The organism is Psychrobacter sp. C 20.9 (assembly GCF_001921765.1).
GTDB classification, from domain to species: domain Bacteria; phylum Pseudomonadota; class Gammaproteobacteria; order Pseudomonadales; family Moraxellaceae; genus Psychrobacter; species Psychrobacter piscatorii_B.
The window spans coordinates 1-26,137 of sequence record NZ_MRYC01000009.1; the positions used below are offsets into that span (position 1 = coordinate 1).

21 protein-coding genes are annotated in these 26,137 nt (G+C 45.3%); 8 read left to right on the top strand and 13 right to left on the bottom strand.

Features of this window, described 5'->3' with window-relative positions; genetic code table 11:
• The first annotated feature begins 274 nt into the window (after nt 1–274).
• Both BTW00_RS07355 and rimI read left to right on the top strand, forming a co-directional pair.
• Nucleotides 275–802 carry a peroxiredoxin gene (locus BTW00_RS07355; protein WP_075106883.1) on the top strand — a complete coding sequence of 176 codons (528 nt, stop codon included), beginning with the start codon at nt 275–277 and terminating at the stop codon, nt 800–802.
• A 289-nt stretch (nt 803–1,091) separates the two neighbouring features.
• Entirely contained in the window at nt 1,092–1,583 is a 492-nt protein-coding gene (rimI, locus tag BTW00_RS07360) for a ribosomal protein S18-alanine N-acetyltransferase (RefSeq protein WP_075106884.1), read from the top strand.
• A gap of 74 nt (nt 1,584–1,657) precedes the next feature.
• On the opposite strand, the gene BTW00_RS07365 is transcribed toward rimI, so the two are convergent.
• From BTW00_RS07365 to trxB, 3 genes are read right to left on the bottom strand one after another with little or no spacing between them, the layout of a single operon-like run.
• A complete protein-coding gene (locus tag BTW00_RS07365) occupies nt 1,658–2,092 on the bottom strand; it encodes a MerR family transcriptional regulator (RefSeq protein ID WP_058023725.1) in 435 nt (144 codons plus the stop codon).
• A 33-nt stretch (nt 2,093–2,125) separates the two neighbouring features.
• The gene (gene aat / locus BTW00_RS07370) at nt 2,126–2,938 is read right to left on the bottom strand and encodes a leucyl/phenylalanyl-tRNA--protein transferase (RefSeq protein ID WP_075106885.1); all 813 of its coding nucleotides are present in this window, start codon (nt 2,936–2,938) and stop codon (nt 2,126–2,128) included.
• On the bottom strand, nt 2,939–3,961 hold the full coding sequence (gene trxB, locus BTW00_RS07375) for a thioredoxin-disulfide reductase (RefSeq protein ID WP_075106886.1): 1,023 nt from the start codon (nt 3,959–3,961) through the stop codon (nt 2,939–2,941).
• A 546-nt stretch (nt 3,962–4,507) separates the two neighbouring features.
• On the opposite strand from trxB, the gene BTW00_RS07380 reads away from it, so the two are divergent.
• Together BTW00_RS07380 and BTW00_RS07385 are read left to right on the top strand one after the other, a co-directional pair.
• The gene (locus BTW00_RS07380) at nt 4,508–7,834 is read left to right on the top strand and encodes a DNA translocase FtsK (RefSeq protein WP_075106887.1); all 3,327 of its coding nucleotides are present in this window, start codon (nt 4,508–4,510) and stop codon (nt 7,832–7,834) included.
• Between the two features lie 233 nt (nt 7,835–8,067).
• Nucleotides 8,068–9,561, top strand: coding sequence for an amidase (locus tag BTW00_RS07385; RefSeq protein ID WP_075106888.1), 1,494 nt, complete (start codon nt 8,068–8,070; stop codon nt 9,559–9,561).
• Between the two features lie 49 nt (nt 9,562–9,610).
• Here the strand turns inward: BTW00_RS07385 and BTW00_RS07390 are convergent, their stop codons facing one another.
• From BTW00_RS07390 to dapC, 8 genes are all read right to left on the bottom strand, one after another.
• Nucleotides 9,611–10,504, bottom strand: a complete 894-nt coding sequence (locus tag BTW00_RS07390; protein ID WP_083603598.1) for a class III extradiol ring-cleavage dioxygenase — start codon at nt 10,502–10,504, stop codon at nt 9,611–9,613.
• A gap of 82 nt (nt 10,505–10,586) precedes the next feature.
• Nucleotides 10,587–11,075 (bottom strand): 23S rRNA (pseudouridine(1915)-N(3))-methyltransferase RlmH, encoded by a 489-nt coding sequence (gene rlmH / locus BTW00_RS07395; protein WP_075106889.1) that lies wholly within the window; start codon nt 11,073–11,075, stop codon nt 10,587–10,589.
• Nucleotides 11,076–11,164: 89 nt separating this feature from the next.
• Nucleotides 11,165–11,713 carry a DUF421 domain-containing protein gene (locus BTW00_RS07400; RefSeq protein ID WP_058024302.1) on the bottom strand — a complete coding sequence of 183 codons (549 nt, stop codon included), beginning with the start codon at nt 11,711–11,713 and terminating at the stop codon, nt 11,165–11,167.
• Nucleotides 11,714–11,862: 149 nt separating this feature from the next.
• Nucleotides 11,863–12,348, bottom strand: a complete 486-nt coding sequence (locus BTW00_RS07405) for an ABZJ_00895 family protein (RefSeq protein WP_075106890.1) — start codon at nt 12,346–12,348, stop codon at nt 11,863–11,865.
• A 149-nt stretch (nt 12,349–12,497) separates the two neighbouring features.
• Nucleotides 12,498–14,486, bottom strand: coding sequence for a D-alanyl-D-alanine carboxypeptidase/D-alanyl-D-alanine-endopeptidase (gene dacB, locus BTW00_RS07410; protein ID WP_083603599.1), 1,989 nt, complete (start codon nt 14,484–14,486; stop codon nt 12,498–12,500).
• A 99-nt stretch (nt 14,487–14,585) separates the two neighbouring features.
• A complete protein-coding gene (locus tag BTW00_RS07415) occupies nt 14,586–15,191 on the bottom strand; it encodes a 3'-5' exonuclease (RefSeq protein WP_178379268.1) in 606 nt (201 codons plus the stop codon).
• A 42-nt stretch (nt 15,192–15,233) separates the two neighbouring features.
• A complete protein-coding gene (locus BTW00_RS07420; RefSeq protein ID WP_075106891.1) occupies nt 15,234–17,180 on the bottom strand; it encodes a DUF294 nucleotidyltransferase-like domain-containing protein in 1,947 nt (648 codons plus the stop codon).
• 142 nt (nt 17,181–17,322) lie between these two features.
• Nucleotides 17,323–18,555: a succinyldiaminopimelate transaminase gene (gene dapC / locus BTW00_RS07425; protein ID WP_075106892.1), complete on the bottom strand. Its 1,233-nt coding sequence runs from the start codon at nt 18,553–18,555 to the stop codon at nt 17,323–17,325.
• A 253-nt stretch (nt 18,556–18,808) separates the two neighbouring features.
• On the opposite strand from dapC, the gene BTW00_RS07430 reads away from it, so the two are divergent.
• A complete protein-coding gene (locus BTW00_RS07430; RefSeq protein WP_075106893.1) occupies nt 18,809–19,480 on the top strand; it encodes a hypothetical protein in 672 nt (223 codons plus the stop codon).
• 22 nt (nt 19,481–19,502) lie between these two features.
• Here the strand turns inward: BTW00_RS07430 and glnD are convergent, their stop codons facing one another.
• Together glnD and map are read right to left on the bottom strand one after the other, a co-directional pair.
• Entirely contained in the window at nt 19,503–22,259 is a 2,757-nt protein-coding gene (gene glnD / locus BTW00_RS07435; RefSeq protein ID WP_075106894.1) for a [protein-PII] uridylyltransferase, read from the bottom strand.
• A 219-nt stretch (nt 22,260–22,478) separates the two neighbouring features.
• Nucleotides 22,479–23,270 carry a type I methionyl aminopeptidase gene (gene map, locus BTW00_RS07440; RefSeq protein ID WP_371915062.1) on the bottom strand — a complete coding sequence of 264 codons (792 nt, stop codon included), beginning with the start codon at nt 23,268–23,270 and terminating at the stop codon, nt 22,479–22,481.
• A 299-nt stretch (nt 23,271–23,569) separates the two neighbouring features.
• On the opposite strand from map, the gene BTW00_RS07445 reads away from it, so the two are divergent.
• From BTW00_RS07445 to BTW00_RS14190, 3 genes are all read left to right on the top strand, one after another.
• Nucleotides 23,570–24,646 carry a triacylglycerol lipase gene (locus tag BTW00_RS07445; protein ID WP_075106896.1) on the top strand — a complete coding sequence of 359 codons (1,077 nt, stop codon included), beginning with the start codon at nt 23,570–23,572 and terminating at the stop codon, nt 24,644–24,646.
• A gap of 27 nt (nt 24,647–24,673) precedes the next feature.
• Nucleotides 24,674–25,777: a lipase secretion chaperone gene (locus BTW00_RS07450; protein ID WP_075106897.1), complete on the top strand. Its 1,104-nt coding sequence runs from the start codon at nt 24,674–24,676 to the stop codon at nt 25,775–25,777.
• 173 nt (nt 25,778–25,950) lie between these two features.
• Nucleotides 25,951–26,082: a hypothetical protein gene (locus BTW00_RS14190; protein ID WP_256714031.1), complete on the top strand. Its 132-nt coding sequence runs from the start codon at nt 25,951–25,953 to the stop codon at nt 26,080–26,082.
• The last annotated feature ends 55 nt before the right edge of the window (nt 26,083–26,137 follow it).

Genomic DNA, 26,137 nt, shown 5'->3' on the forward strand with positions numbered 1-26,137 from the left:
GAACTAAGACTTAAGTCTCAGTAATGAGATTATGAATTAGTCATAAAAAAGCCATCCTAAGTAGGGTGGCTTTTTTTATGGGGTGTGAATGAGGAGAAGGGGCTAAATACTAGGGTTTTTCTCTCATTTGAAAAAATAAATTCCAAAGCTATAAATTACAAGGACTGCTTCATATATAGTAGATTAAAGATTTGCTTATAGATAGCTATAACCCTTATTATATAATGGCAGGGTTTTAAAAATAAAAACACAATAACTTAAATCGGAGTAAATAATGATTACCCATGTACCTGATGTGACTTTTAAAACTCGTGTTCGTGATGAATCTATCGACGGAGACAACCCATTTAAATGGTATGACTTAACCACAGATGAGTTATTTGCCAATAAAAAAGTGGTGGTTTTCTCTCTACCAGGTGCCTTTACGCCAACGTGTTCGATCAGCCATCTACCTCGTTATGAAGCGCTTTACGATGAATTTAAAGCATTAGGCGTAGACGAAATCGTTTGCATTTCTGTCAATGACGCCTTTGTCATGTACCAATGGGGCCTGAAGCAAAACCGTGAAAACGTTTTCTTGCTTCCTGACGGCAATGGTGAGTTCACTCGTAAAATGGGCATGCTGGTTGATAAGAGCAATCTTGGCTTTGGTATGCGTTCATGGCGATATTCGATGTATGTCGATAATAAAGAAATCAAAAAAGTGTTTAAAGAAGCGGGTTTTGATGACAACTGTCCAACAGATCCATTTGAAGTATCAGATGCAGATACCATGTTAGAATATCTGAAAAGTAATGCTTAATCACAATTCTTAAGTGTGTTGACGTTTGACTGGTATCATCAGGCGTCGATAAATACTTGAATGCTGAAGCTCAATACTGTTGAACTGCTTAATCCTTAAGTATAAGGGCTAAGCAGTTTTTTTATGTTTTCTACAAAAATTTTGGCAATATTAAAAGAAATACCTAAGATAGTGTTAAATATGAGGCGCGAAAGCGGGTATTTATGACATAAATAATGTCATTTCTGAGTAATTATAAAAATGACGATAAGATAGCATTTATTGCATAAGAAAAATAAAGGGAGAAGCGGTGTTTATTATAAAGAAATTAGCAATCAATACATCAGAGCGGCAACAAGCGCTTCAAGCCGTTGCAAATATCGAAGCGCTCGTACAGCCGCACGACGCATGGACTGAGCAGACGTTGGCTGAGATGCTCGCGCAAGATAGTATGCATATGCTCATAGTTTATAAACAAGAAGATAAAGCCGATAATAATAAAGTCATTGGCTACTGCCTCTATCAAGTGATTTTTGAGCAAGCAGAGATTTTACGTATTGGCACGCATCCTGATTATCAACGACAAGGCATTGCTTCACAAATTATTGATAAGTTGCATGAAGCATTGCAGAGTAATCAGGTGGAAAATTTGTTGTTAGAAGTACGAGCAGACAATCATGCTGCGATAGCGTTATATGAAAAGCAAGCATTTGCAGCCATTCATAGACGCAAAGGTTATTATAAGTCACCGAATCAGTCCGCAGTTGATGCACTCATTATGCAACATGTCTATGGTGAGTGAAGAGAGTAAATTCTCAAGTGATAAGCGTGGTTTCTTTAAAGATAAATTATTTATCTCAACCAACGTTATCGTGTTTAACTTGATGGTATTTTCTTTTTACAGATATTAGTGTCTAATTGATAATTGCTGTCTGCTTTCATCCGTGCAAGAACGTCTATACGCTCGCTCAATAACTCTACCATCACGCTTATATTGGCTTGCTGTTTCCTGACTTGTTCTAGCTTTTGCTGAGTCAGCATGAGCTGCAAATCAATATCCAATTGACCATCGTAATAATCATTTAAGCTGTTTTTGATTTCAGTAAGGGTGAAACCAATGGCTTGCGCGCTTTTGATTAGCTCAATACGTTCGACGCACTCGGGATGAAACTCAGTATATAAACGTGAGCCTGCTTGACGCTTACGTGACCTTAATAGGCCCAACTGTTCATAGTGACGCACGGTGTCTTTGGTTGTATTGGCTTTTGCTGCCAGCTCTCCGATTAGCAGAAATGAGGTATCAAGCGCCATAAAATTCTCTTAACTCTTTAGCTTTTGTAGATTTCATGATTGATGCTGCCAAGGATTTGCTGTATCGAGAAGGGATACGGCCAATGGTTTATGAAAATTATTGTGCCAATTGATGGAGCGACTGCTTATTAAGCGGTCTAATTGAGCAAGAAAGTCAGGACGCGGTAGAGTAGTGGCACCCAAGCTCATGAGATGATCATTAGGTAACTGGCAGTCGACAAGTGCAACATGACTTTGCTCACATAATCGCATCAGCCCCCAAAACGCGAGTTTTGACGCATTAGAGGCACGATGAAACATGGATTCGCCAAAGTAGATGCCATTTATTTTTAGCCCATATAATCCACCAATGAGCTGACCTGCCTCGTTCCACACCTCAATGCTATGGGCAAATCCTTGCGCATGCAGTTTGGTATAAGCCTCAATCATCTCTTCATGAATCCAAGTGTGTTCGCCTTCGGGCAGGTCATTATTAAGACCATCGCTACGCGGCAGACTACAGGCATGTATGACGTCATCAAAAGCTTGATTGAGTGTTAGTTGCCAACGCGTGCGACTTGCTTGCTTGCGCAGTGACTTACTCGGTTGATAATCAGATGGGACGATCACACAACGCGGCTCAGGACACCACCAAGCGATAGGCTCATCTTCATTGAACCATGGAAACAGTCCTTGTGCATAGGCAGATATTAATGTATCGGGTGCAAGATCGCCACCCATCGCGACAATACCAATGCCATCAGGATCGATAGAGATAGGATCAGGAAAGTCATAACGCCCAAGACTTTGTAAAGTCTCAGGCGTGATGTATTGATCATGATTGCCGTGCTGCGCAAAGTTATTCATTTAGTCTTCTTGATCAGCAGTCAGCGTTGACGCATAGGTATGGTCTTTCGCCGTTGCCTCACCAATAGCATCCAAATATTTCTCAGCATCCAGCGCTGCCATACAGCCAGTACCAGCAGAGGTAATGGCTTGACGATAGACATGATCAGCCACGTCACCTGCGGCAAACACCCCTTCGATACTGGTCTGCGTGGCATTACCATTCAAGCCGCTATTGACGACCAGATAGCCATCTTTCATATCCAATTGACCTTTGAATAGGTCGGTATTAGGCTTATGACCGATGGCGACAAACATACCCATTGTATCTAATTGTTTGGTGCTGCCATCAATCATTGATTCGATAACGACACCATTGACGCCCATGTCATCACCGACAACTTCTTTGACTTGATGGTTCCATTCGATTTTAACATTACCGTTTTTGGCTTTTTCAAACAGCTTGTCTTGTAGGATTTTTTCAGAGCGTAGGCTATCACGGCGATGCACTAAAGTGACTTCAGAAGCAATGTTAGAGAGGTATAAGGCTTCTTCAACGGCTGTATTACCACCGCCAATCACAGCGACTTTTTGATCTTTATAAAAGAAACCGTCACAAGTGGCACAAGCGGATACGCCAAGCCCTTTAAATTTGGTTTCTGATTCTAGACCTAGGTACTGAGCAGAGGCACCTGTTGAGATAATCAGGGCATCACAAGTATAGGTGCCATTGTTACCTGACAGCTCAAAAGGTCGTACACTCAAGTTAACCTCATTGATATGATCATAAACCAATTCTGTACCGAAACGCTCAGCATGTGCCTTCATACGCTCCATTAATGCAGGACCGGTCAAATCATGCGCATCGCCTGGCCAGTTATCGACTTCGGTGGTGGTGGTTAATTGGCCACCCACTTCTATACCCGTTACCATAACAGGTTTAAGGTTGGCGCGTGCCGCATAGACCGCAGCCGAATAACCGGCAGGACCTGAGCCTAAAATGATGAGCTTTTCGTGACGTGAAGCAGTAGTGTCAGTTGCCATAAGTGGTTCCTTTCTAAATATACGAATGAAAAATATGAGTTATAAATCTAATAAAAAAACGTCAAGCGTTGCTACTAATATGGTTTTTCTAATTGCTGTGTGATAATAACATAAGGGTAGATAGCAAAAAGTGCAAGTTTGCTAAAACAAACACAGCTATCATTAGAATCAAAGCATGATAACCTTGAAATACTCGTGCTAGAAACAGCTGGTATTTTATAGGGTCTATACAAAATTGTTAGCAGTATTCTGTTAGTAACTTTTGGATTATTCGCAGATTTTTCGCGCAAATCGTACATTGATTTACTTTCTTGCACGCTTTCTTTATAAGAGTGTCGCCACTGTACCTATGTATTTGTTATTATAAGAAGTTATGCCAAGTGTGATAGAGCTTAAGCGATGACTGCTATGCTCAGGCCTTTTGAGAGGTGAATCTCAACCAAACACTTTGCTAGGTACCTTTATATGTCAGCACTTTATGTCAGCATGATTAGACTTAGTCATGCACTGGCGACCATTTAGTATTAACAACAAGGCAGATTTTACGTGATATCAGCACCGCTTATTGAGTATTTAAAAAAGGGAATATTTACCCTCCTTGGGTTAATACTGGCTGTTTATTTGTTTGTTATTTTGATGACTTACACAGGCAATGATCCTAGCTGGTCGCACATCAGTAGCGATATGACGACTATTAACAATATGGGTGGCCAGACGGGCGCTTGGTTGTCCGACTTGCTCTATAGCTTTTTTGGCTATGGTGCATGGTGGTTTTTAGCGTTTGTGGTTTATGAGTCTATCCTTATTTGGTGGGACAATAAGCCGACATTTTGGCTCATGCGCCTGGTCGCTTATGTGTTTTTGTTGTTGAGTGCCAGTGCATTATTTGCACAACTGGTTGCATTGGTTCAGCAAGTAGCCAATCCTGCATCAATGGCGCTTGAAGGCGTGGCTGGTGGTATTATCGGTCTTGAGTTGCAGGAGCGTTTGGCACAGTTGCTATCGCAGTGGGGGAGTGTGGTTTTCTTAGCAGTTTTCGTTGTGATTACGGCGACCTTTGCCTTTAATATCCACTGGCTCGCTATATATCAGAAGATTACAGCATTATCATGGCTTGGCTCAGGGTTAAAAAATAAAGACACGGTTCAAGCAGATCAACAAAGTAATGTCTCACAAAGCGCTGATAACATCACAGAAAACAATACCAATCAAACAGCCGAGTACGAGCAGCTGCCACTTGAGTTGCAATCAGCTGACGATGCGAATAGTGCTCACGCAGTAGATAATAGTGGCAGATTCAGCAATGTACTGGCGGATTTTTTATCGACGTCAGGATTGGCTGATAGTGTGAAAGCCTCTATGGCGACAGCAAAAGCAGCAGCTACGTCTAGCGATGAAAAAAGCGAGTCACTGTATCCGGCTGCAGCGCCTGCTAATGCTATGCTTGGCAGTACAGTCAGTGACACAAACACATCAACGATATCAAACCCTATCGTAGCGCCTGCCCGTAAAGTCGAGCCAAGCTTTGCGTGGAATGATGCAAATACGGTTGATGATTTGCTCGCGCGTGAGCAGATGGCTTATAGCACTAACAGCATAGATAACTCTACTGTGCCTAACTATGCACAGAGTGAAGTCGTCACTGACGTGTCATTAGAAGAAGCAGTACAAACCTCTGTGGCAGCACCGATGGTAGAAACAGAAACTCAATCAGATTTATCTAATCAAGAGCTAGCTACTCAATCCTCAATGGATGAATCAACGAATGATCAAGCTGTCAATCAGGCTATTACTGAGCCGGAAGACTCTCACCCAGATGATATAACGGAGAATGTCGATAAGTTAGCAGAAGCATGGTTGGCGGAGCATGGCAATATATCAGAACCTGTTGCAAAATCGTCAGTTGCTACTGCTGAGGAAACTAATGTCACTAATCAAATTCCGCAAGAAAAGCTATCAAGGCCTACGCCAGACGCCACTAATAGCATTCTAAGTGACGACTCTTATGGGTTCTCTGCTGCACAGTCCGAACTATTACAACGTAATGAGTCATCGCCTGTACCTGAGGTCACAGTGGCTCAGCCATCAGTAGAAGTGGCCGCATCAGTATCAGAAATTTCGGATATGACACCGACCAATACGCCGCCTGCCAACCCAAAAGCGGCGCCAACTGTGGAAGCGGTCAGTTCGGCCTCAAATACGCAGCCTGTAGCCCCAGCTAAACCTTCTGTCAGCTTTGCGGTACCAGAAGGTGATAGTAGCAACCATATCACAGATATGATGCCAGAAGATGACAGTGAAGACACGGCTTCACCCGTCATGCCGCATATCAGCGATGACGAAGCATTCAGCAAAAAATCACGCTCAATGCAGACGGCTGCCTATCGCAGTAGCCTAACCCCTATTCCAGAAGTATCTATATTGGACAAGCCTGATCCTGACCGTAAGCCTAGCTATACCGTCGCTGAGCTTGAACAATTATCTGAGCTGCTTGAGATCAAGCTCCAAGAGTTCAATGTAAAAGCCAACGTCGTCAACGCTATCCCAGGGCCTGTGGTGACTCGTTTTGAAGTGGAGCTGGCGGCTGGTGTCAAAGCCAGCAAAGTTACTGGTATTTCACGTGACTTGGCGCGCTCATTATCGATGGCCTCATTGCGTGTGGTCGAGGTTATCCCTGGTAAGCCGTATATCGGTATCGAAGTGCCCAATAAGAAACGTGAAATGGTGCGCTTGATTGAACTATTGAATACCGAAAAGTTCAAAGACCCCAAAGCACAAATCAGCATGGCGATGGGTAAGGATATCGGTGGCAACCCCATCATTACTGATCTTGCTCGCGCACCGCACATGCTGGTTGCTGGTACCACAGGCTCTGGTAAATCGGTATTGGTCAACTCAATGCTATTGTCGATGTTACTCAAGTACACGCCCAATCAATTGCGACTCATCTTGATTGATCCAAAGCAGCTGGAGCTTGCCAACTATAATGACATTCCGCATCTACTTACCCCAGTTGTCACTGACATGACCGAGGCCGCTAGCAGCTTGTCATGGTGCGTGGCCGAGATGGAGCGCCGCTATCAGTTGATGAGCTTGCTCAAGGTTCGTAAGCTCAACGAGTTTAATAAAAAAGTCATCGCGGCAGAGAAATCAGGCAATCCAATGCTCGATCCGTTATGGCGACCAAACGACAGCGTAAGTATCAGCCAAGCGCCAAAGCTCAAAACTCTGCCCATGATTGTCATCGTCGCAGATGAGTTTGCCGATATGATTATGCAGGTGGGTAAACAAGCCGAAGAGCTCATCACGCGCTTGGCACAAAAATCACGTGCGGCTGGTATTCACTTAATGCTAGCTACTCAGCGCCCATCAGTCGATGTCATCACGGGTTTGATTAAAGCCAACATTCCTGTGCGTGCAGCATTACGAGTCAACTCAAAAGTCGATTCGCGTACGATTCTGGATAGTGGCGGTGCTGAGGACATGTTAGGTAACGGTGATATGTTGTTCTTGGGGCCAGGTCAGATTGAACCAGATCGTGTGCATGGTGCTTATGTCAGTGATGAAGAGGTCAACCGTGTCTGTGACGCATGGCGTGAGCGCGGTGCGCCCGATTATATTGATAACATGGCAGGAAATTTTGAGCTATCTAGTCCGGGCGGTGGTAGCACGGCTAATGCCTCTGGTGAAGATGATGATCTATATAATGATGCCGTCGCCTTTATTATGGAAACGCGTAAGGTCTCAGCTTCTAGTATCCAGCGTAAATTTAGCATCGGCTATAATCGTGCCGCCCGTATTGTTGACTCAATGGAAGACGCTGGACTGGTCAGCTCGATGGGCAAAAGCGGTAAGCGCGAACTGTTGATGTAGCATTTAGTATTGAATGAATAATGAAAAAACGAGTCATTAAAGTGGCTCGTTTTTTTATGAAAGAGATTTAAGATTAATTTCATTTATAAACGAACTAGCTACCAAAACCTTCAAATGACCAGTGAGTTTGTTTATCAACCATAGGTCGTGGTTTTTTATAATAAACTGACAGTTACTGATGAAATAGATATTTAAAAAATCTTACTACAATTACTCTCTAAGGAAGGTTGGTTATGTTTAAAGAATATACCCAGTACGACGCACTCGCCTTAGCGGCACTGGTTAACTCAGGTGAGGTCAGTGCAAAGGAGCTATTAGACGCCGCCGTTTATCAGGCCAATAAACTCAATCCCAAGCTAAATGCCATTATTCACCGTTTCGATGAGCGCGCTTACAACGCGGCGCAGGCAGGGTTGCCTTCTGGCGTATTTACTGGCGTGCCGTATTTGCTCAAAGATCTCTCATTTAGCTTCGCAGATGAACCCATTACAATGGGCAGCCGCAGCGTCAATATCCTCTCAGAAAAAGACAGCGAAATCGTCACACGCATGAAAGCGACAGGCGTCAATACCTTTGGCAAAACCAATACGCCAGAGTTTGGCTTGATTATCACCACTGAGCCAAAAGCCCATGGCGCCACTCACAACCCGTTTAAAAAAGGCTATAGCTCTGGTGGCTCGTCGGGTGGTAGTGCCGCGGCAGTGGCGAGCGGTATCGTACCGATGGCAGGCGGCGGTGATGGTGGCGGTTCGATACGGTTTCCATCTGCCTGGTGCGGTACGTTTGGCTTAAAACCAAGCCGTGGCCGCAATCCACTTGGCCCTAATCTTGGTGAAGGCTGGGATGGGGCAGTGGCCGACCATGTGATTACGCGCTCGGTACGTGACAGTGCCGCGATGCTCGATGCCACCAGTGGCGTGGAGATTGGTGCGCCTTATGTCATTGCGCCGCCAGACGGCACGTTTTTGCAGGCGGCGGTGCGCGCACCAAGGCCATTGAAAATCGCGTTACAGCAGCAGCCACTGATTGCCAATACCGTAGTAGACAAAGAAGTCCTTGCTGTACTGAAGCAAACCGCTAAGCAATTAGAGTCTATGGGTCATCAAGTGATACCTGCTGAGCCAAATATTAATATCGAGCAGTTTTGGCATGACTTTATCGTCGTGGTCTGCGCGCATACCGCTTTTACGATTGATAATATCGAGCGCGAGTTTGGGCCCGCCCATATCAAAAACCTAGAGCCGCAAACCTACAATATGGCGCTACTCGGACGTTCGCTATCAGCAGTGGACTTGGTTCATGCCAAACACGGTTGGCATAACAGTCAGTATCAAACGGGACTGTTATTAGAAACCTACGATATGATTTTGTCCCCGACGGTACCGACGCCTGCGGTCAAACACGGCGTGCTACCACCCAGCCGCATGGATGAGATGATGATGCGTAGCGCTGGGGTACTTAATAAAGGGTTTGACATGGGTAGATACGCTTTTAAGTCAGGCATGATCGAAAAGCTAAGCGCGCCTGTACTAGGAAAAATGGGCTTCACATTGTTGGGCAACGTCACAGGATTGCCAGCCATGTCGGTGCCGGTCGGTATGAGTAAAAAAGGCTTACCAATTGGCATGCAACTCATCGGACGTATGAATAATGAGGCGACGCTATTGAGTCTGGCAGGTGAGATGGAGCGTGCGGGTTTATTTACCAAACCTGCCTTTGAAAAGTAGGTTTGGTTTGTGTGCTTTAATTAGATAAGTAGGAAATAGTAAATAGAAGCTAATCAAAGCGGTAAATATCCATGCCCAAACTATGATGGGCCATGCTCTGATGAACAACCGAGACGCGCTGACCGGCACCTAACGCAAAAAACAATGGCAGCAAATGCTCGTCACTTGGATGAATGTCTTTGTATTGTGGATATTGTTGCCAGTCGAGGGCAGTGGGTATGTCTATCTTAAGCTGCTGGAGCAACCACTGCTTGAATGCTTTGGCGGTTTGATCGATGCTATCGGCTTCCCAGCGTAGCGCTTGCAAGTTGTGGGTGATATTACCTGAGCCAATAACAAGAATTTTCTCATCACGCAGATGCGCGAGCTGCGCGCCCAATTGATAGCAAGCAATGCTATCGTAATGCTGCGGCAGTGACACTTGAACGATAGGCACATCTGCCTCTGGGTACAGGTGTCTGAGCGGTGCCCAAACGCCATGATCACAGGCACGTACAGGATTGACGCTACATGTGATACCGCGTGCGCTGAGCTGCTGAGCAAGTGTCTCAGCCAGCGCTGGTTGACCTGATGCAGGATACTGAAGATCGTAAAGCTCAGACGCAAAACCCAAAAAATCATGCCACGTTTTTGGCTGCGGGTTACTGCTAATCTCAAGCTTTGCTGATTGCCAATGCGCCGACATAATGACGATAGCACGTGGCTTAGGTAAGTTTTGCCCGATACGTGCCAATGCACTGGTCGTGGCAGATTGCTCAATCGCAAGCGTGGGTGCCCCGTGCGAGATAAACAACGCAGGTAGTTTGGATGCATTGGGCATTATAGCAGACGCACTTTCCCATGCCGCAGCAGAGGTAATAGGTGTCTGTACAGTGTCGTGATGATGATCACGCTGATGCGTAGTCTGAGAGGCTTTGGATGTCGCGCGTTTTGGATATTTCATGTTCCATTTATTAGGGCATGCGCCAGTTTTTCAATCTATTTTGGGATTGACGTTTTAAATCAAAAAAAAGCTTGGGGTTTGGTTAATTACCGCGATGATAAGGGTGGTTATTGTTGATACTCATCGCGCGGTATAGCTGCTCCATTAGTACAACGCGTACCAGCGGATGCGGCAATGTCAGTGCTGATAATGATAACTTTGCGTCGGCTTTTGCTAACACTGCTGGTGATACGCCATCTGCACCGCCGATGACCAACGCAATATCATCGCCTTGCTGCATGCCATCAGCGAGTTTATCAGCCAATCCTTCCGTTGAAATCATCTTACCTTTGACGTCTAGTACCCATAATTGCTCACGGCTCGCGGCGTTGTGAGCGGCCAATATCGCTTGACCTTCTTGCTCACGGTACTGTGCTAGATTGGCATCTGATGGGTTTTTTGCCCGTTTTGCAGCGGCAATTTCCACAATCTCTGTGCTCAGCATGGGCTGAATACGCTTAAAATACTCATCAAAACCTGTTTGCACCCAACTAGGCATCTTATTGCCAACGGTCAAAATTCTTACCTTCATAGTACGTACCATTTTTTAAATTGAAAAATTTTTACATTCGAGCACTGAATCTGAGTATTGATAGCCATCAGTGCTCAAGTATCTAATCACTACATCAAAGGGGTAATGGTCTCTGACACGCTGTGATCTACATCCTGCTCATCATCACTCGTATCGGCTTGACGTTGTTTTGGAATCACACTGAGTTTGGCATCAGACTCGAAGACAATGGCTTCGATATCATCAAAATTATTGACCCCTTCAGCGCGCATCGCACATTCGATTTCTTGACGAGTCAGGCGCTCGGCACGCATCGCTTCTGGCAAAAACTGCCCTTGATAAAAGACAATACGTGGATCAGACAGAATAACACTGCTAAATTGCGGTGAGATAGAGGCGTATTTGGTTATCAAAAACTGTAAGAGATAGAGTACCAATATCGACGAAGCCCCTTCGATGAAAGGGATGTTTTTGAGCAAAATGGTACTGGCACCCAATGAGCCAATCATGACGGTCACGATCCAGTCAAAGTTATTGAGCTGTGACGTCGATCGTTTACCAGAGGCTTTGGTCACCAACACAATCAACACGTAGACCATAAAGGTCGTTAAAACAATGCGACCGAGCTTATCTATGTTGTCAAAAAAAACCGTTTCCATGATGTTTGCTCCTATTATAAAGTAAAACAAATAACCGCTAAAATTTGACTGCTCAGAGTTAGCCTAACGGATTTTACGTATGAGTAGGAGAAAACTTTGTATTACCTTGTAGGTGGTCGGTTATGCTCGTTGTAGATAGTTGGCTGTGTTCATACTGTTTTGGGAGCAGGGTTCAAGAAATGGTTGATGGCCCATAGGCTGATACGCGTACTGACCAAGGTGAATACCAGCATCAGCACCAATGAAGAGAGCAAAGGCAAAGGCCGCGCCATAGCCATCTCGAGTAATACCTCACGGCTAACCCCATCAAATAACCAAAACCATATGGCTAAAAAATAAAGGACCGTCAATAGCCAAACCACCGCAACACCGCCAAACATGAGCCGGTTGATTTCATTTTTAGCCAAGGCACGCTGCTGATGCTTGATGAATTTGCTGACAGCAATATAGGCACCGACGATGATAGAGACGACCATGACCAGTTGCGAATTAAGCGCAATCTTGGTCTGAATCATCATAAATATGGCGCTGGCAAGGATGTAACCAATGGCGAAAAACCCAATATATTGCGCCAGTTTAAGCTGACTTGACGCAAGCGTGCGAGGCTTACTGAGATTGGTTGTCTGGCGTGACATAAGCTTGCCTTTATAAAGGTAAAAATAAAAGTTTTAAAAATGTATTCATAAACATAGCAGTCATAATTGCTGTGCAAATAATCATGCCACTTGCGTCAAAATATCTGCTGCTTTACTACTGCTCACTAAGCATCGCTTTAGCAAAACCATTAGCGCTGAGCGGTCCAGTCAAGTACTGCATCTAATACAGGTCTTGCCGTATAAGGATTGAGCGCTTGCTCGGTATTGATGAGTCCGACAACCACATAGTCTTGACCTGATAATCCTTTGACATAACCTGCCATCGATGTGACATTATTTAGTGTGCCTGTTTTTATCCACGCTCGGCCAATCGCTGCTGAGTCAGGTAGTCGCTCACTATGAGCGGCAATGGTGCCACTGACTCCAGCGATACCTAACGAGTCTACATACGCATCAAAGCTTGGGTGATTATAAGCGTAAGTCAATAGCTCGCTTAGATTGGCAGCGGTGATGGTACAGTCGCGGCAGAGTCCCGAGCCATTGGTCAAATAAGGTGGCGGTGTGCTTAGGTTGGTTTGCCACCATTGGCTGATGTGTGTTAGCGCTGCAGGATAGTCAGTATGCATCGGCTGATACTGGTATAAGCTGGCGGCCTTTTGCGTGCTGTTTTTAGCAGGCATATTGGCGCGCTCAGTTGTGTCATAAGCGCCGATGGATAAGGCAACTTGCTCTGTCATGACATTGTTTGAAAAATGATTGATGTCATAAATTTGCTGCGTTAAGTCCAATGAAGGATAGCTGACCAAGGGCAGAGGTGACACGGTGATCGCACTGAGGCCTTGTAATGATTTTGCGCTATTTGTTGCATCGTAAGGGGTTTCTTGTGAGATGACAGTGCCGACTAAGGTATTGCCAAGCGCTTGCCATTTTGCAGCAATGACGTGTGCGGCAAACGTTTTGGCATCAGGATACGCCACATAAAACACATGCTCACCGCAGCTTTTTGGCAGGCTGGTATTGAGTGCTAGCCGCTCCGCTTGCCACTGCGGCGATAGGCTGTAGCTTACCTGTCCGCAAGCCGCGTCGCGAGTACGGATCTTATTAGGGAGTTGATAGTTAGCCAGTCGCGGCTTATAAGTCAAGCTTGCGTGGTCGTTGTCCAAAGGGTGAGTCTTGATACCGACGGTGCTAAAGTTCACCAAAAACCCATCTGGACTGGCGTTGTAAGGACGCATTGGCGCATTGTCAAAGGCGGCAGGATCTTTGCTCACCGACTCAAAAATGCTGCTATCAACGATGATATCGCCATTGATATGGCGAATACCTGCCGCTTGCACTTGATAAAGGAGCTGCTTTAATCGCTCATGAGTCATCTTAGGGTCGCCGCTGCCTTGAATGATCAAGTCGCCCATCAAGGTATCACCGACTTGTATACCCGTATGATAAACCCGCGTGTGCCACACAAAACCTGCCCCCAATGTATCAAGCGCGATAAAAGTGGGTACCAACTTCATGGTGCTGGCAGGCGTACGCGGTACATCAGGCTGATGATTCAATAGTGATGAAAAGGAGATTTTTACCGAGGCATTATCCGTGCTCACTGCGCTATTGTCATCATTAGTAAGGGAAGGGTTCTCATCAGGTACAACCGTCGGTATGCTCTCTACACTCTGATACGTATAAGGATCATCAGTATACGTATGTATTTTTCGCTCATGCTGTTCAATCGTACGCTGTTCAATAGTGATTAGCGCGCTTTGTGAGTCAGTATGAGTGGTGATGTTGGTCGCTAGGTTATCTGTCTTTGTCACGTTTTGGCTGCTATTGTTTTCATTAGCAGTCACAGCGTTATAGTCAGAGGGTCGCGCCGATTGGCGATCCGTATCACGGCTATCAATCACTTGCACAGACGCGGGCAGTCGACTGGCATTTTTGTCACCCACAGGCGTTACGATAAGACTGATATCAGACGCTGTCAGATTGGCACGTGACAATGCTGCTTCAATGGGGGCTGGTAGAGCCCCCTGTGCATAAGCAGGCGCTATGATCATCGCAGCGAATAGCGTGAGGGTAGGCAGACGTTTATTAGATAAGTGAGAGGGTAATACACGGCTATAGATTGCGGCAGTTTTGGCAGTAATGGGCGACTGATGGTCGCGCTTTGAACGGTATCGCATGAGCATCTTTCATCAGGTGGCAAAAACTGCTTATGGTAACATGAGTTGCTGTTTTCGCATATGCTCTCAGAAGCTCAATTTTATCGTCAATAATAAAGGCTAGCGTACATGCAAAAATGCCATCGCCGTCATTATTGCATCGTTATAAGCATCATGGGCACCAAGCTCAGGAATACCATAATGCGCCAGAATATTAGTCAAATGTTGCGTTTGATTGGGAATACCTTGCGTACGGTCGCCCATACGTCGACTGTATAATTGACGCACATCGATGACTTTGTTGGGCAGGGTCGTTCCCATATAGCGTTTGACCAAAGGGTTTAAAAATACCATGTCGAGCTGTGTGCAGAACCCGACGATGGGTCGGTTATCAATAAAAGGTAACAAGAGAGCCAGCATCTCGTCATAACTCATGCCATGCTCTACATCAGCAGTACGCAGACCATGAATGACAATTGTATCCCGATCTGGCATTACAGGCGGTCTGCAAACTAAGTGCATGCCATTACCCGTATCGATCGTATTGCCATTGATATGTATCGCTGCCACGGATAATAAATGGTGCTTTTTGGGGTTCAGGCCAGTCATTTCACAGTCAATCGCTACCCACTGCTCAGCCGACGGTGTGGTGAACATTGATGCCAGCTCCGGACGCTGTAGCTGCGTCTTTTGCCAAGCGCAAGATAACTGCTGTAACCAGCTCATGTTGATCATCCATTTATTTATTTATTTATTCTATTGCTATATTTATGCTATTTCTAACTGATAGTGTTGACGCAGCTGATTTTTAAAACTTTTTACCACGGCCAGACATTCTTTAAGCAGGTCGCGTTCTAGTGCGGTTAGTGACGTTGGATTGACTTGTCTTGCCTGCTTGTCCTCAGTTGACAGTGCTACGGATAGCCGCTGCGCCATAAAAAACTCTAGCGCTTCCAATAATGTATCAGCGCGCTCTTGGGTCAGGGCATGCGCCTGCACCAATGCCTTTAGGCGATCTTTACTGCTAGGCACATCGAGCACATCATTTTCTAATGCCAACGTACGAATACCATGAACCAATGGAAAGATCCCTGCTTTTTTTAGATCAATATCTGCTGATATAGATTTACCCCCTATCAAAGGCACAAACTTTTGCCACCACTGATTGACATCGCCAAACTGCAATGCTGCACGGGCAAATTGCCGGACAAACATTGGATCGGCTTGTCTGTGAGCCATTCTTAAATGCTGACGTACCTGTGTAAGTAGGGTTTCATCACCGCAGACGTATTCACCATCCATTATGGCGGACAAGTAGATGCCATGCATGGGGTCAGTGTTTTTAAACCATGAGCCAATCTGCGCGGTAAACTGCTTGAGCGGTTGTCGCCACATAGGATTGGTCATCATAATATTGCCATCACACAGCGGATAGCCAAGCATCGCCAAACGAGTATTAAAGGTATCGGCAAACTGTGCCAAATCCGGATGCGTATAGCCATCACGAATGATTAGTGCGTTATCTTGATCGGTACGCATGATTTGCTCGCCGCGACCTTCTGAACCCATGACGATGAGACAAGTATTGCTTATCACTTCATCAGGTACGATCAGCTGCCAGAGCTTGGTAAATACTTGCGCATTCAACGTCTGTACCATGCGGCTGATATTACCGATTTTGACACCGTTTTGATGCTGCGCACGAATATAGCGACCGATAAGCTCGACAGCGGTATCTAGGCTTGGTAGGTCAGTTGCTTGCTCGATTTGAATACTAATAAGCTGTGAGTGATGACCAATGTGGGCGAGCATATCGCTTTGTCCAAGTACACCGACGACATCACCACTGCTATCAATGACCGGCAGCCTGTGAATGCGATAGCGAGTCATAGTGAGCAACGCATCGCCAATCTCGTCAGTGGCCTTGATCGTACGTAGGTTAAAATTGGTATAGCGCTGGCAAAGCGTAATAGCGGGATCTTGTCTGTCACTCACAGCACGGCAAATATCCGTATCGGTGAGAATGCCTAACAGCAGTTTTGGCTGCTCAGTGTCTCGTATATTTTCTACATAGTTCAGCGGTCGTACCAATACGTGCTTTAGCCCAGCCTCGGTCATGATACGCGCAGCTTCGTACAAGCTGTTATTGGCATCGACAATATGTACTGGCAATAAATGGACGTCGATGACAGGTTGCAGCATGATTTGCTGCACTTCTTGTTGATGGGTATAGCCAGCAGGGTTTAGGGCTTTGTTGCTACGGCGCTGTCGCAATGCCTTTAGTCTTTCGGGTAGCTTGTCTGATAGCATTTGGCGTACCAGATGATTTTGCGCGCTGATTTTATCGACAGTGGCACCATCGACTTGTAGTAGCAATGTCTCTTCACTGGCCCGAAACTGGTACGGCTGTATAGGCGTGTTTTTACTTTCTGGCACACCATTTTTTATGAGTGACTCAGGTAAGCGGCGACTATCAAACCAGTCATTATTGTTTGGCTCATCAGAATGGTTGCTGCCCAAATAAGAGGCGACAAATTCACCACTCAGTGATTGCTCAATTTGTCCTTTGATGACCACATATAGATACTGCAAGTCTGCTGCGGGTAGGATCTCATCTCTAGCAAGATAGCGGATCTTCGTGTTTTTTCTGATGCTTTGACGTTCAGCTAGACTCAGTACGTCAAAGGGTGGCTGGGTAAAGTCAAGATGGGGCATGGCATCATCCTTGATGGTATATTTTGCAGTAGAGAGTTTACTATAGCACTATTCATGCAAAAAGCCTCTAATAACCCTATTTATATTGTGGTTATTAGAGGCTGCTTTATTAGCTCAAGATAAAAGCTTTTTGAGTGACTGTTTATGCCGCCAGCAACTTTCGAATACGACTGATTGCTTCGCGGCTCTCCTCGACACTTGCGACCAAAGCAACACGGACATAGCCTTTTCCAGGATTATTACCATCAACCTCGCGTGACAAGTAGCGTCCTGCCAATGCATGGATATTGGCCTGCTCGTATAATGCTTTGACAAATACTTCATCATCGCCATCGAACGGTTCAGGTACTTTTATCCAAAAATAAAATCCAGCTTCTGGCATGCGCAAATCTAGCAACTCGCCAAGCTCTGACATCCATAGCGCGAACTTTTCTTGATAAAGGGCGCGATTGTGTGCGACATGCTTTTCATCTTGCCACGCAGCGATAGAGGCAAGCTGATGCGGTATCGGCATCGCACAGCCTTGGTAAGTACGATATTGCAAATATGACTGCAAAATCTTGGCATCGCCCGCCACAAACCCAGAGCGTAAACCAGGGAGATTTGAGCGCTTGGATAATGAATGGAATACGATGCAGTTTTTGAAATTGCGGCGACCCAAAGCGGCGCAAGCTTGCAGTAAGCCAATCGGAGCAGTATCAAAATACAGCTCGCTATAGCACTCGTCGCTGGCAATAACAAAACCGTATTGGTCTGATAAACGAATGAGATATTCCCAATCCTCCATAGTCATAACCGAACCCGTTGGATTATTCGGACTACAGACAAATACAAGCTGCGTGCGTGCCCAAACGTCTTTTGGCACCGCGCGATAATCCCCCTTAAAGTCATTGTCTAACGTACAGGGAACAAAATGGGGCGTCGCTTGTGCCAATATTGCTGCACCTTCATATATTTGATAGAACGGATTGGGCATGACGACCAAAGGCGAGGCATTAGATGCTGAAGAGGACGTGCTTTCGTTATCAGCGGTATCATGATTTATGACGGCTTGTACAAAGCTAAAAATGGCCTCGCGAGTACCCATTACTGGCAAAACTTGGGTATTGGCATCGACATGGCTAAGAAAAAAACGCTTCTCTAACCAGTGCGCAATCGTCTGACGTAACTCAAACATACCATTGGTGGTCGGATAACGACTTATTTTGTCCAAGTTTTCGCGTAGTACGTCCAGTACAAATGCTGGTGGCTCATGTTTTGGCTCACCAATACCCAGTTTGATTTCGCTGTAACTGTCGGCAGGTATGCTGTCAGCAAGTAAGGTTGCCATCTTGGCAAAGGGATAAGGATGTAGATGCGCTAAGTTGTGATTCATAAGTGTGATAACTATAATAGACAATTAATAATAAAGTTATAAAGAAAATTTACATTAGAGCAGTGTAATACCTCTTTTGCCTTTTTCTTCTCATAACGTGAATGCGAATTTATTGTGCTTGAACGGCTGACCTTATCATAGCCCATTCAGTCGTACTTACAAAGCGCATTGAACGCTTCGCGTCTGATAACTTATAACAATATAAAAGATGACTGTCAGTGCCAGAGACAGATCATTTTAAGGACAGTTTGATATGCCTAGTGCACTAAATCATAATAACTCCATCGCTAAAAATATCAATAATGACATTCCTGATGCAGGTGTGCACCCTATTAACGTATATGCGCTGCTAAAAGAACGTGAAGCGTGCTGGTGGCAGGCGAGGCGGCAATTGATTGAGCATCAAGAGAAGAAAATCTTTTGGTATGGCGAAAATAGTTTAATCATGTGGTTATTATGGCAGTTGGTTGGTTACGTGGTTGTCGCCATGGCGCTGATGCTGCTAAATAATATGTTGAATCTATCGTTATCTTTGTGGCAATACATTGCTTTATTTATCTTACAGACTATATTTTTTGTTGGTATTCTTGCAGCGAAAGGCCGTCTGGCGAATAAGTTGCAGGATGAGATAGACAATGATGAACTGATGCGTGAAGAGACGTTCAATGAAATGATTATTTTGGCAGAGGATAGTCTGTATCCTGACGTGCATGCCAAGTCGCCTATTTCTTTGAGGCAGCTGGGTGACTATCTTAATGGCGAGTTTCATTTATCAAGCTTGCATTGCTTATTACAAAAAGAAATCAAGGCTGGACGATTAATCATGGAGCAGCAGCTACTTGAAGTAGGTGTTTTGCCACCAGAGCTTGCTGATGTAGAGCTGATAGAACATGCTGACAATATAATATACAAGAGCACGTTATAAAACGTGCTCCTAATAACGTCAATTAATAGCTATAAACCACGTTGTTTTCTCTTTTGGTCGCTAGGCTGGCGAGCAATGCTGATTTTAACGCATCAAGTCGTTCAGCAGATAATGGCTTATCATTTTGGTCACTGATATAGAACATATCTTCTGCGCGCTCGCCTAAGGTCGTAATACGAGCCGCATGAACCTCAATTTGCTCCTGCAAAAACACCTGTCCCACTCGGGCCAAAAGTCCTGGTTGATCCAGTGTCTCTAAGCTCATGATATGCTGATCTGACGCTTCATTAAACTCAAAGTTAATCACCGTAGCCACTTCAAAATGCCTGAGCTGGCGTGGCATACGTTTGTTGGTGAGCTTTAGTACTGTTGGATCTTTAAAGGCATTAATCAGGCGCTGTTTAAGTTCTTGCTGACTGTCTTCATCGACTAACAGCGTACCGCTAGGATCTAGCAGCACATAAGAATCCAAGGCAAAGTCGCGAGTCGCCGTAATGATACGCGCATCTAATACATCAAGATTCATCTGATCGAACACCGCCATCGTAACAGCAAACAGATTTATTTGATCTTGGGTATAGACAAAAACCTGTACCGCATCCAGTGCCAGTTCACGATGTTCACGCAAAACCACCAGTGGCGGACTATCCGCATTAGAAGCAAGCCCAATCGGTGGATGGTTTAAGATGGCTTCGGTGTGCCACAAGATGTCTTCTGCAATCTCTCGCAAAAAGTACTCATCGCCCAAATCGTCCCATAGTCGCAATACTTCATCGCGATTCATGTGCTGATTATTGACATTATCTAGCATCGCGAGCGCCTGCGCACGAGTGGCACTGATCATATCTTGGCGATTGGTAGGCGCATCAATATCGGCGCGCAGAATACGCCGCGTCTGCGAGTATAACTGTTTCATTAGCGTTGCCCGCCAGCTATTCCATAGCTGTGGGTTGGTTGCATTCATATCAGCAACCGTCAGTACATACAGATGATTCAAGTGCGTCACATTACCGATAAGGTCTGCAAAGACAGTCACCACCTCAGGGTCTGAGATGTCTTTTTTCTGTGCGGTAATCGACATCAACAGATGATAGCGAGTCAGCCAGCCAACCAAATTGGCGTCGGCTAAGCTCATGCCATGTGACAGACAAAACTCAATGGACTCTGTCTGACCAAGCTCGCTATGGTCGCCGCCGCGGCCCTTTGCAATATCATGAAACATCGCCGCCAATACCAAAATCTCTTTGCGCTCGATACGCTGAAAGATAGCGCTGACCAGTGGAAACTCTTCAGAAAACATAGGATCGGTAAAGCGGTGCAAAATTCGAATCAAAAATAAAGTATGCGCGTCCACCGTATAGCGATGAAACAAATCATATTGCATCAGACCCGTGACTTGCGCAAAAGCAGGAATATAGTTGCCCAATACCCCATAGCGATTCATGGTGCGCAGGCGATGGAACAGATAGTTTTGCTCTTTTAGATTAGATAAAAATAAAGCTTTGTGAACGGGGTTGTCCCTATAGATTTGATCGATGCCGCGTGCTGCAATTTTTAGCGCCCGTAGCGTATGGGTGCGAACTTTGTCGATACCGTGCTGACCCATTAATAAGAACATCTCTAAAATAGATTCAGGATGCTGAGCAAAAACCCGATGGTGCGCTATAGCAATATGATCACCCACACGGTTGAATCTTGCATTGATCGGCTGCTTTTTGGGGCGCTCATCATCAGGCAGATTGGGCTCTATGATGGTCTCATAATAGTGGTTGGTCAGCATCTCAGACAGCGTTGATATTTGCATGGCACAGCGATAGTAATCACGCATAAAGCGTTCAACGGCCGCATTGGGCTGGTCATCTGGCTGGGTCTCGTAACCCATTAATTGAGCAATCTCACGCTGATAATCAAACAACAGCTTGTTTTCGTTACGTCCGGTCAGCACATGCAGATAATGCCGTATCTGCCATAGATAGCCTTCTGCAAAGCTTAACTCATCAAACTCTTTTTCGGTCAAAAAGTTTTGTTGTACCAAGTCATATAGCTTGCCCACTCGAAAGTAGCGTTTGGTCACCCAGCCGATGATATGAATATCACGTAATCCCCCAGGCGCCGTTTTGATATTGGGTTCAAGATTATACTCGGTGGCATTGTGCTGTAGGTAGCGAGCCTTGGACTCTTCCATTTTTACATCAAAAAAGGCACGAGGAGACCACTGCTTGTTAACGATTTGGATGGGCATATCTCGCAGTGCTTCGTTGCCGATTAACAATCGAGCTTCGAGCTGGGCACTGGCTATCGTATGGTCAAGTGCAGCTTCTAACGCATCGTTGACGCTCCGCACAGACAGCGCAGGCTCCAGCCCGATATCCCACAGCAATGCGACCAATTTATCAATCTTACTGCTGGCATCAGCGCCGATTTCGTCAGGAGATAACAGCAGGATATCAATATCTGAATAAAGCGACAGCTCACCGCGTCCATAGCCACCCGTTGCAAACAATGCCAAATCCGTCTTATCTAGCTCAAACCATTTAAATAACGCAATGAGTAAGCTATCAATCGCGCAGGCACGTACTTCGACCAATTGACGAATATTGGTACCACGCTCTAGTAATCGGCTGATGTCCTCATTGATTTGTCCCAGCCATTCAGGAATGCCAAGTAGCGCTTTATCAGTCGTATTTTGCTCTGACAACAGCGATTTATCTGTCGCCGTATCATTTGATAGTAGCGGTAGGGGCGTTAGATCAATAGAAGCGACATCACAAGTAAACATGAGTGTTATCCAATTAAAAGTTTAAAAATAGAGCGTTTGAGCTGCTGATAGCTGATAAAAGTTACCAATAGAATGTACTAATAAATGTATCAATATAAATTATTAACTCATCAGAGTATAAAGACAAAAAGCCAGTAAGCACAATACTCAATCTGTCCTAACTCGATATGTGCTAATGATTGGCCAAAAAAAAGACCGCCTAGGCGATCTTTTATGGTCTTACTGTGTCAAAAAACTCAAATCTTCTTCAGGGCGCGTGGTAAATACTTCACAGCCATTGTCGGTTACGACCATCGTATGCTCCCACTGAGCGGACAGTTTGCGGTCTTTGGTAATCGCTGTCCACTCATCAGGTAAAATCTTGGTCTGCCATGTGCCTTGGTTAATCATTGGCTCAATGGTAAAGGTCATGCCCGTCTTTAGCTCAAAGCCTGTGCCTTTTTTGCCGTAGTGCATGACTTGTGGCTCATGGTGGAATTCATCACTGATGCCATGACCACAAAACTCACGAACGATACTAAAGCGCTCAGGCTCGACCACTGCTTGAATCGCTGCACCAACGTCGCCGAGACGCGCGCCGTTTTTGACCACACTCATGCCAGCATATAGCGCGTCTTGTGCGACTTTGCAGATACGCTGCGCCATGATAGAGCCGTTACCGACGATCCACATTTTTGAGGTGTCGCCGTAGTAGCCGTCTTTGATCACGGTCACATCAATATTGATGATATCACCATCTTTTAGCAGTTTGTTTTCGCTAGGGATACCATGACACACCACGTGGTTGACTGAGGTACAAATAGACTTAGGAAAGCCATTGTAGTTCAGTGGCGCAGGAATGGCCTGCTGCACATTAACGATATAGTCATGAGCGATTTGGTTGAGGGCTTCGGTACTAACGCCGACCTTGACATGTTCGTCGAGCATGACAAGGACGTCGCTGGCAAGTTTGCCGGCCACACGCATTTTTTCTATGGCCTCTGGGGACTGGATAAGGGATTTTTTAGTCATCATCTTGTGTCTTATAATTATGGGGTTAATGTGGATAAATTATACCATAAATGGATGAATGGCAGTTTTATGATAAGTGATATTAAATCTATCATTATTATTGACAATAGTTGCTGTACAGCCGCATTTGAGCCGTTATGACCCTCCAGTCACGATAATATATTCATATTTTGACAATTTAGTTGAATCTTGTAAAAGATAGAAGTAATGTAATTTTGCATGCTAAAGGGATTAGCAGCAGTCTTTGCCGACGTTATGAGGTAAAGGCACTCACCACTAATGATGACAAGGATGTTGTTATGACGCTCTCCTCGTACGTTCGTGCTGCGCTCACGCCGCGCACTTTTTTACCAATACTGGGCTCTATCAGTACTGGCGTTTTATTAATGACCATGCAAACCACCTCAGCGCAAGCGGCAGGGCAGTACTATAATTGTGCCAACGCCAATGGCTGCACGCTAGTCGATAGCAAATACTTTACATCCAGTTATACCAAGACTCAGTATCCAGTGGTCCTGGCTCATGGGCTTGGCGGTTTTACCAAGCTGTTTGGGGTCTTAGATTATTTCAACGGGATTCCTAGTGAGCTGATGAAAGGTGGATCAGAGGTGTACACCACCAAAACATCAGCGGTGAATAATAGTGAAGTCCGCGGCGAGCAGCTGTTACAACAGGTAAAAACCATCACTGCCATCTCAGGCGATCCTAAAGTCAATTTGTTTGGCCACAGTCAAGGCGGTATAGACATCCGCTATGTCGCTGGCGTTGCACCAAAATACGTCGCCTCGGTCACCGCCGTATCAAGCCCAGAGCAAGGCTCAAAAACAGCCGATTTTGTCAAAAACGTCCTTGAACCAAACAATGACACAGGTGAGCCATCAAACGTTACGACACAGCTGGTATCAGGGGTGTTTAATTTGATTGGCGGCTTTACAGATGTGGGATCAGGCATCAGTTTTAAAGAGATACAAGCGCAAGATGGCTGGCAAGCACTCATGGCGCTATCAACCGATGGTGCGGCCAAATTCAATGCCAAATTCCCCGCAGCAATGCCAACAAGTTACTGTGGTCAGCCAACCAGTACCTCTGCAAACGGTATCAAATATTACTCATTTAGTGGCGTCGGACAAGTCATGAGCGTCCTTGACCCTAGTGATTATCTGCTTGCAGCAACAAGCGTACCGTTTTTATTTGATTCAAATGATGGTTTGGTTTCTGCCTGCTCGAGTCGACTTGGGTATGTGATTCGTGACAACTACCTCATGAACCATTTGGATTCAGCAGACCAAGTACTAGGTCTGACGGCATGGGGCGAGTCTGAGCCAAAATCTATCTATCGTACTCAGGTCAATCGCCTAAAAAACGCCAACCTTTAAGTTGACTTGTAAAAAGAACTCTCATCTATGTCGAATAATCGCCGTCCAGCCTATTTACCAATCGCTATCATCGCTGTGGTCATCATAGTCATCGCGGCGGCGGTGATTATGTGGTTTAAGCCAGATAGTCAACGAATGGAGACAGCACAATCAGCGTCCATTGCCTCTGCGGATACCTCTGAGAGTACGTTGTCCACTGCGCTAAATAGTGAGCAAACAGAACAAACCGCTTCAGCCCGAAACCAGTTTGCATTTGACACTGGATTGGAGCGTTTGCCAGCCTCATTAATGGGCACGCAAGTGGACGGCGAAATCATCATCGATGAAAACAAGCAGTTGGTCGTCACTGAAGGTCTGCGGCGGTTGTTCGATTATTTTTTATCAGCAATAGGAGAGGAGGACGAAGCCGTTATTTTTGCGCGTGTCGAGAGTTATATTCGCCACCACACGCCAGAGCCAGCTGCCAGCCAAGCGGTCGCTATCTTTGGCAAATATGTGGCGTATCTCAAAGCGCTTCCTGAGATAGAAAAGCGTTATGGCAATCTGCAACTGCAAGCGACCAAAAATGGTGAGCTAGATTTGAATGCCATTGCTCAGCAAAAGCAGGATGTGGCGAGTTTACGTCAGCAGTATTTTGATAAAACCACCATCGAAGCCTTCTTTGGTGCTAGCGATAGTTACGATGACTATAGTATAGAGATGGTCAGAATCAATCAAAATGAGCAAATGAGTGAGGCACAGAAACAGGCTGCCAGGCAAGATTATGTGAGCCGTCTACCAGATGGTGCGATCAAAACCAATATCATGCAGCAAGCCAATCTTAATGAGCTTATGGCTCGTACTGAACAGATGAAAGCGGCAGGTGCCAGCCCTGAAGCACTATACAATATGCGTCGAGAGCTAGTAGGTGCACCAGCGGCAGAGAGACTGGCACAAGTTGATCAAGAAGATGCCAATTTTGATCAGCGCTTCACTCAGTATCAAACGCAAAAACAGCGCTTACTAAATCAAAGTGCCAATCCAGCAGAGGCGCAAATTCAGATAGACCAACTTGAGCAGCAGTTGTTTGATGATGCTGAGCGCAAGCGTTTATCCGGTTATGCAGCGTTGCAGGAAACCAAAACTCAGTAAGCATATTCCCTTAACATTAATTAACTTACAGCAATATAAGAGATGGGTATGCTAAAAGTGTGAATAAGCTATGATCATTGGAAGAAGTACGGCCTGATATTTATAGCTTTAGTAAAATGACAGTAATCTTTCAATTGAACCAACAGTCTATTAAAACGATTCTAGGAGCGAATATGAAAAACTTAACCAAAGCATTGATGACTGGTATTGTCATGGTAACGGTACTCGTCGGTTGCCAGTCGATGTCAAGTATGACAAAGCCTGCGACTGAAGAGCCAAACATTACTGGTACAGATGTGATCTAAAGCAGTTGCTAATACGTGTACTGAGACCTATATGTATTACTTAAGGTTTCGATAA

What these genes read in the sequence shown, in the direction of transcription:
- trxB (WP_075106886.1), bottom strand. Translation starts at nt 3,961, where the DNA reads ATGGCAACTGACACTACTGCTTCACGTCACGAAAAGCTCATCATTTTA.
- dacB (WP_083603599.1), bottom strand. Translation starts at nt 14,486, where the DNA reads ATGCGATACCGTTCAAAGCGCGACCATCAGTCGCCCATTACTGCCAAA.
- map (WP_371915062.1), bottom strand. Translation starts at nt 23,270, where the DNA reads ATGACTAAAAAATCCCTTATCCAGTCCCCAGAGGCCATAGAAAAAATG.
- aat (WP_075106885.1), bottom strand. Translation starts at nt 2,938, where the DNA reads ATGAATAACTTTGCGCAGCACGGCAATCATGATCAATACATCACGCCT.
- BTW00_RS14190 (WP_256714031.1), top strand. Translation starts at nt 25,951, where the DNA reads ATGAAAAACTTAACCAAAGCATTGATGACTGGTATTGTCATGGTAACG.
- BTW00_RS07430 (WP_075106893.1), top strand. Translation starts at nt 18,809, where the DNA reads ATGCCTAGTGCACTAAATCATAATAACTCCATCGCTAAAAATATCAAT.
- BTW00_RS07355 (WP_075106883.1), top strand. Translation starts at nt 275, where the DNA reads ATGATTACCCATGTACCTGATGTGACTTTTAAAACTCGTGTTCGTGAT.
- BTW00_RS07420 (WP_075106891.1), bottom strand. Translation starts at nt 17,180, where the DNA reads ATGCCCCATCTTGACTTTACCCAGCCACCCTTTGACGTACTGAGTCTA.
- BTW00_RS07385 (WP_075106888.1), top strand. Translation starts at nt 8,068, where the DNA reads ATGTTTAAAGAATATACCCAGTACGACGCACTCGCCTTAGCGGCACTG.
- BTW00_RS07450 (WP_075106897.1), top strand. Translation starts at nt 24,674, where the DNA reads ATGTCGAATAATCGCCGTCCAGCCTATTTACCAATCGCTATCATCGCT.
- dapC (WP_075106892.1), bottom strand. Translation starts at nt 18,555, where the DNA reads ATGAATCACAACTTAGCGCATCTACATCCTTATCCCTTTGCCAAGATG.
- glnD (WP_075106894.1), bottom strand. Translation starts at nt 22,259, where the DNA reads ATGTTTACTTGTGATGTCGCTTCTATTGATCTAACGCCCCTACCGCTA.
- BTW00_RS07415 (WP_178379268.1), bottom strand. Translation starts at nt 15,191, where the DNA reads ATGAGCTGGTTACAGCAGTTATCTTGCGCTTGGCAAAAGACGCAGCTA.
- BTW00_RS07405 (WP_075106890.1), bottom strand. Translation starts at nt 12,348, where the DNA reads ATGTCACGCCAGACAACCAATCTCAGTAAGCCTCGCACGCTTGCGTCA.
- BTW00_RS07445 (WP_075106896.1), top strand. Translation starts at nt 23,570, where the DNA reads ATGACGCTCTCCTCGTACGTTCGTGCTGCGCTCACGCCGCGCACTTTT.
- BTW00_RS07400 (WP_058024302.1), bottom strand. Translation starts at nt 11,713, where the DNA reads ATGGAAACGGTTTTTTTTGACAACATAGATAAGCTCGGTCGCATTGTT.
- BTW00_RS07390 (WP_083603598.1), bottom strand. Translation starts at nt 10,504, where the DNA reads ATGAAATATCCAAAACGCGCGACATCCAAAGCCTCTCAGACTACGCAT.
- rlmH (WP_075106889.1), bottom strand. Translation starts at nt 11,075, where the DNA reads ATGAAGGTAAGAATTTTGACCGTTGGCAATAAGATGCCTAGTTGGGTG.
- BTW00_RS07365 (WP_058023725.1), bottom strand. Translation starts at nt 2,092, where the DNA reads ATGGCGCTTGATACCTCATTTCTGCTAATCGGAGAGCTGGCAGCAAAA.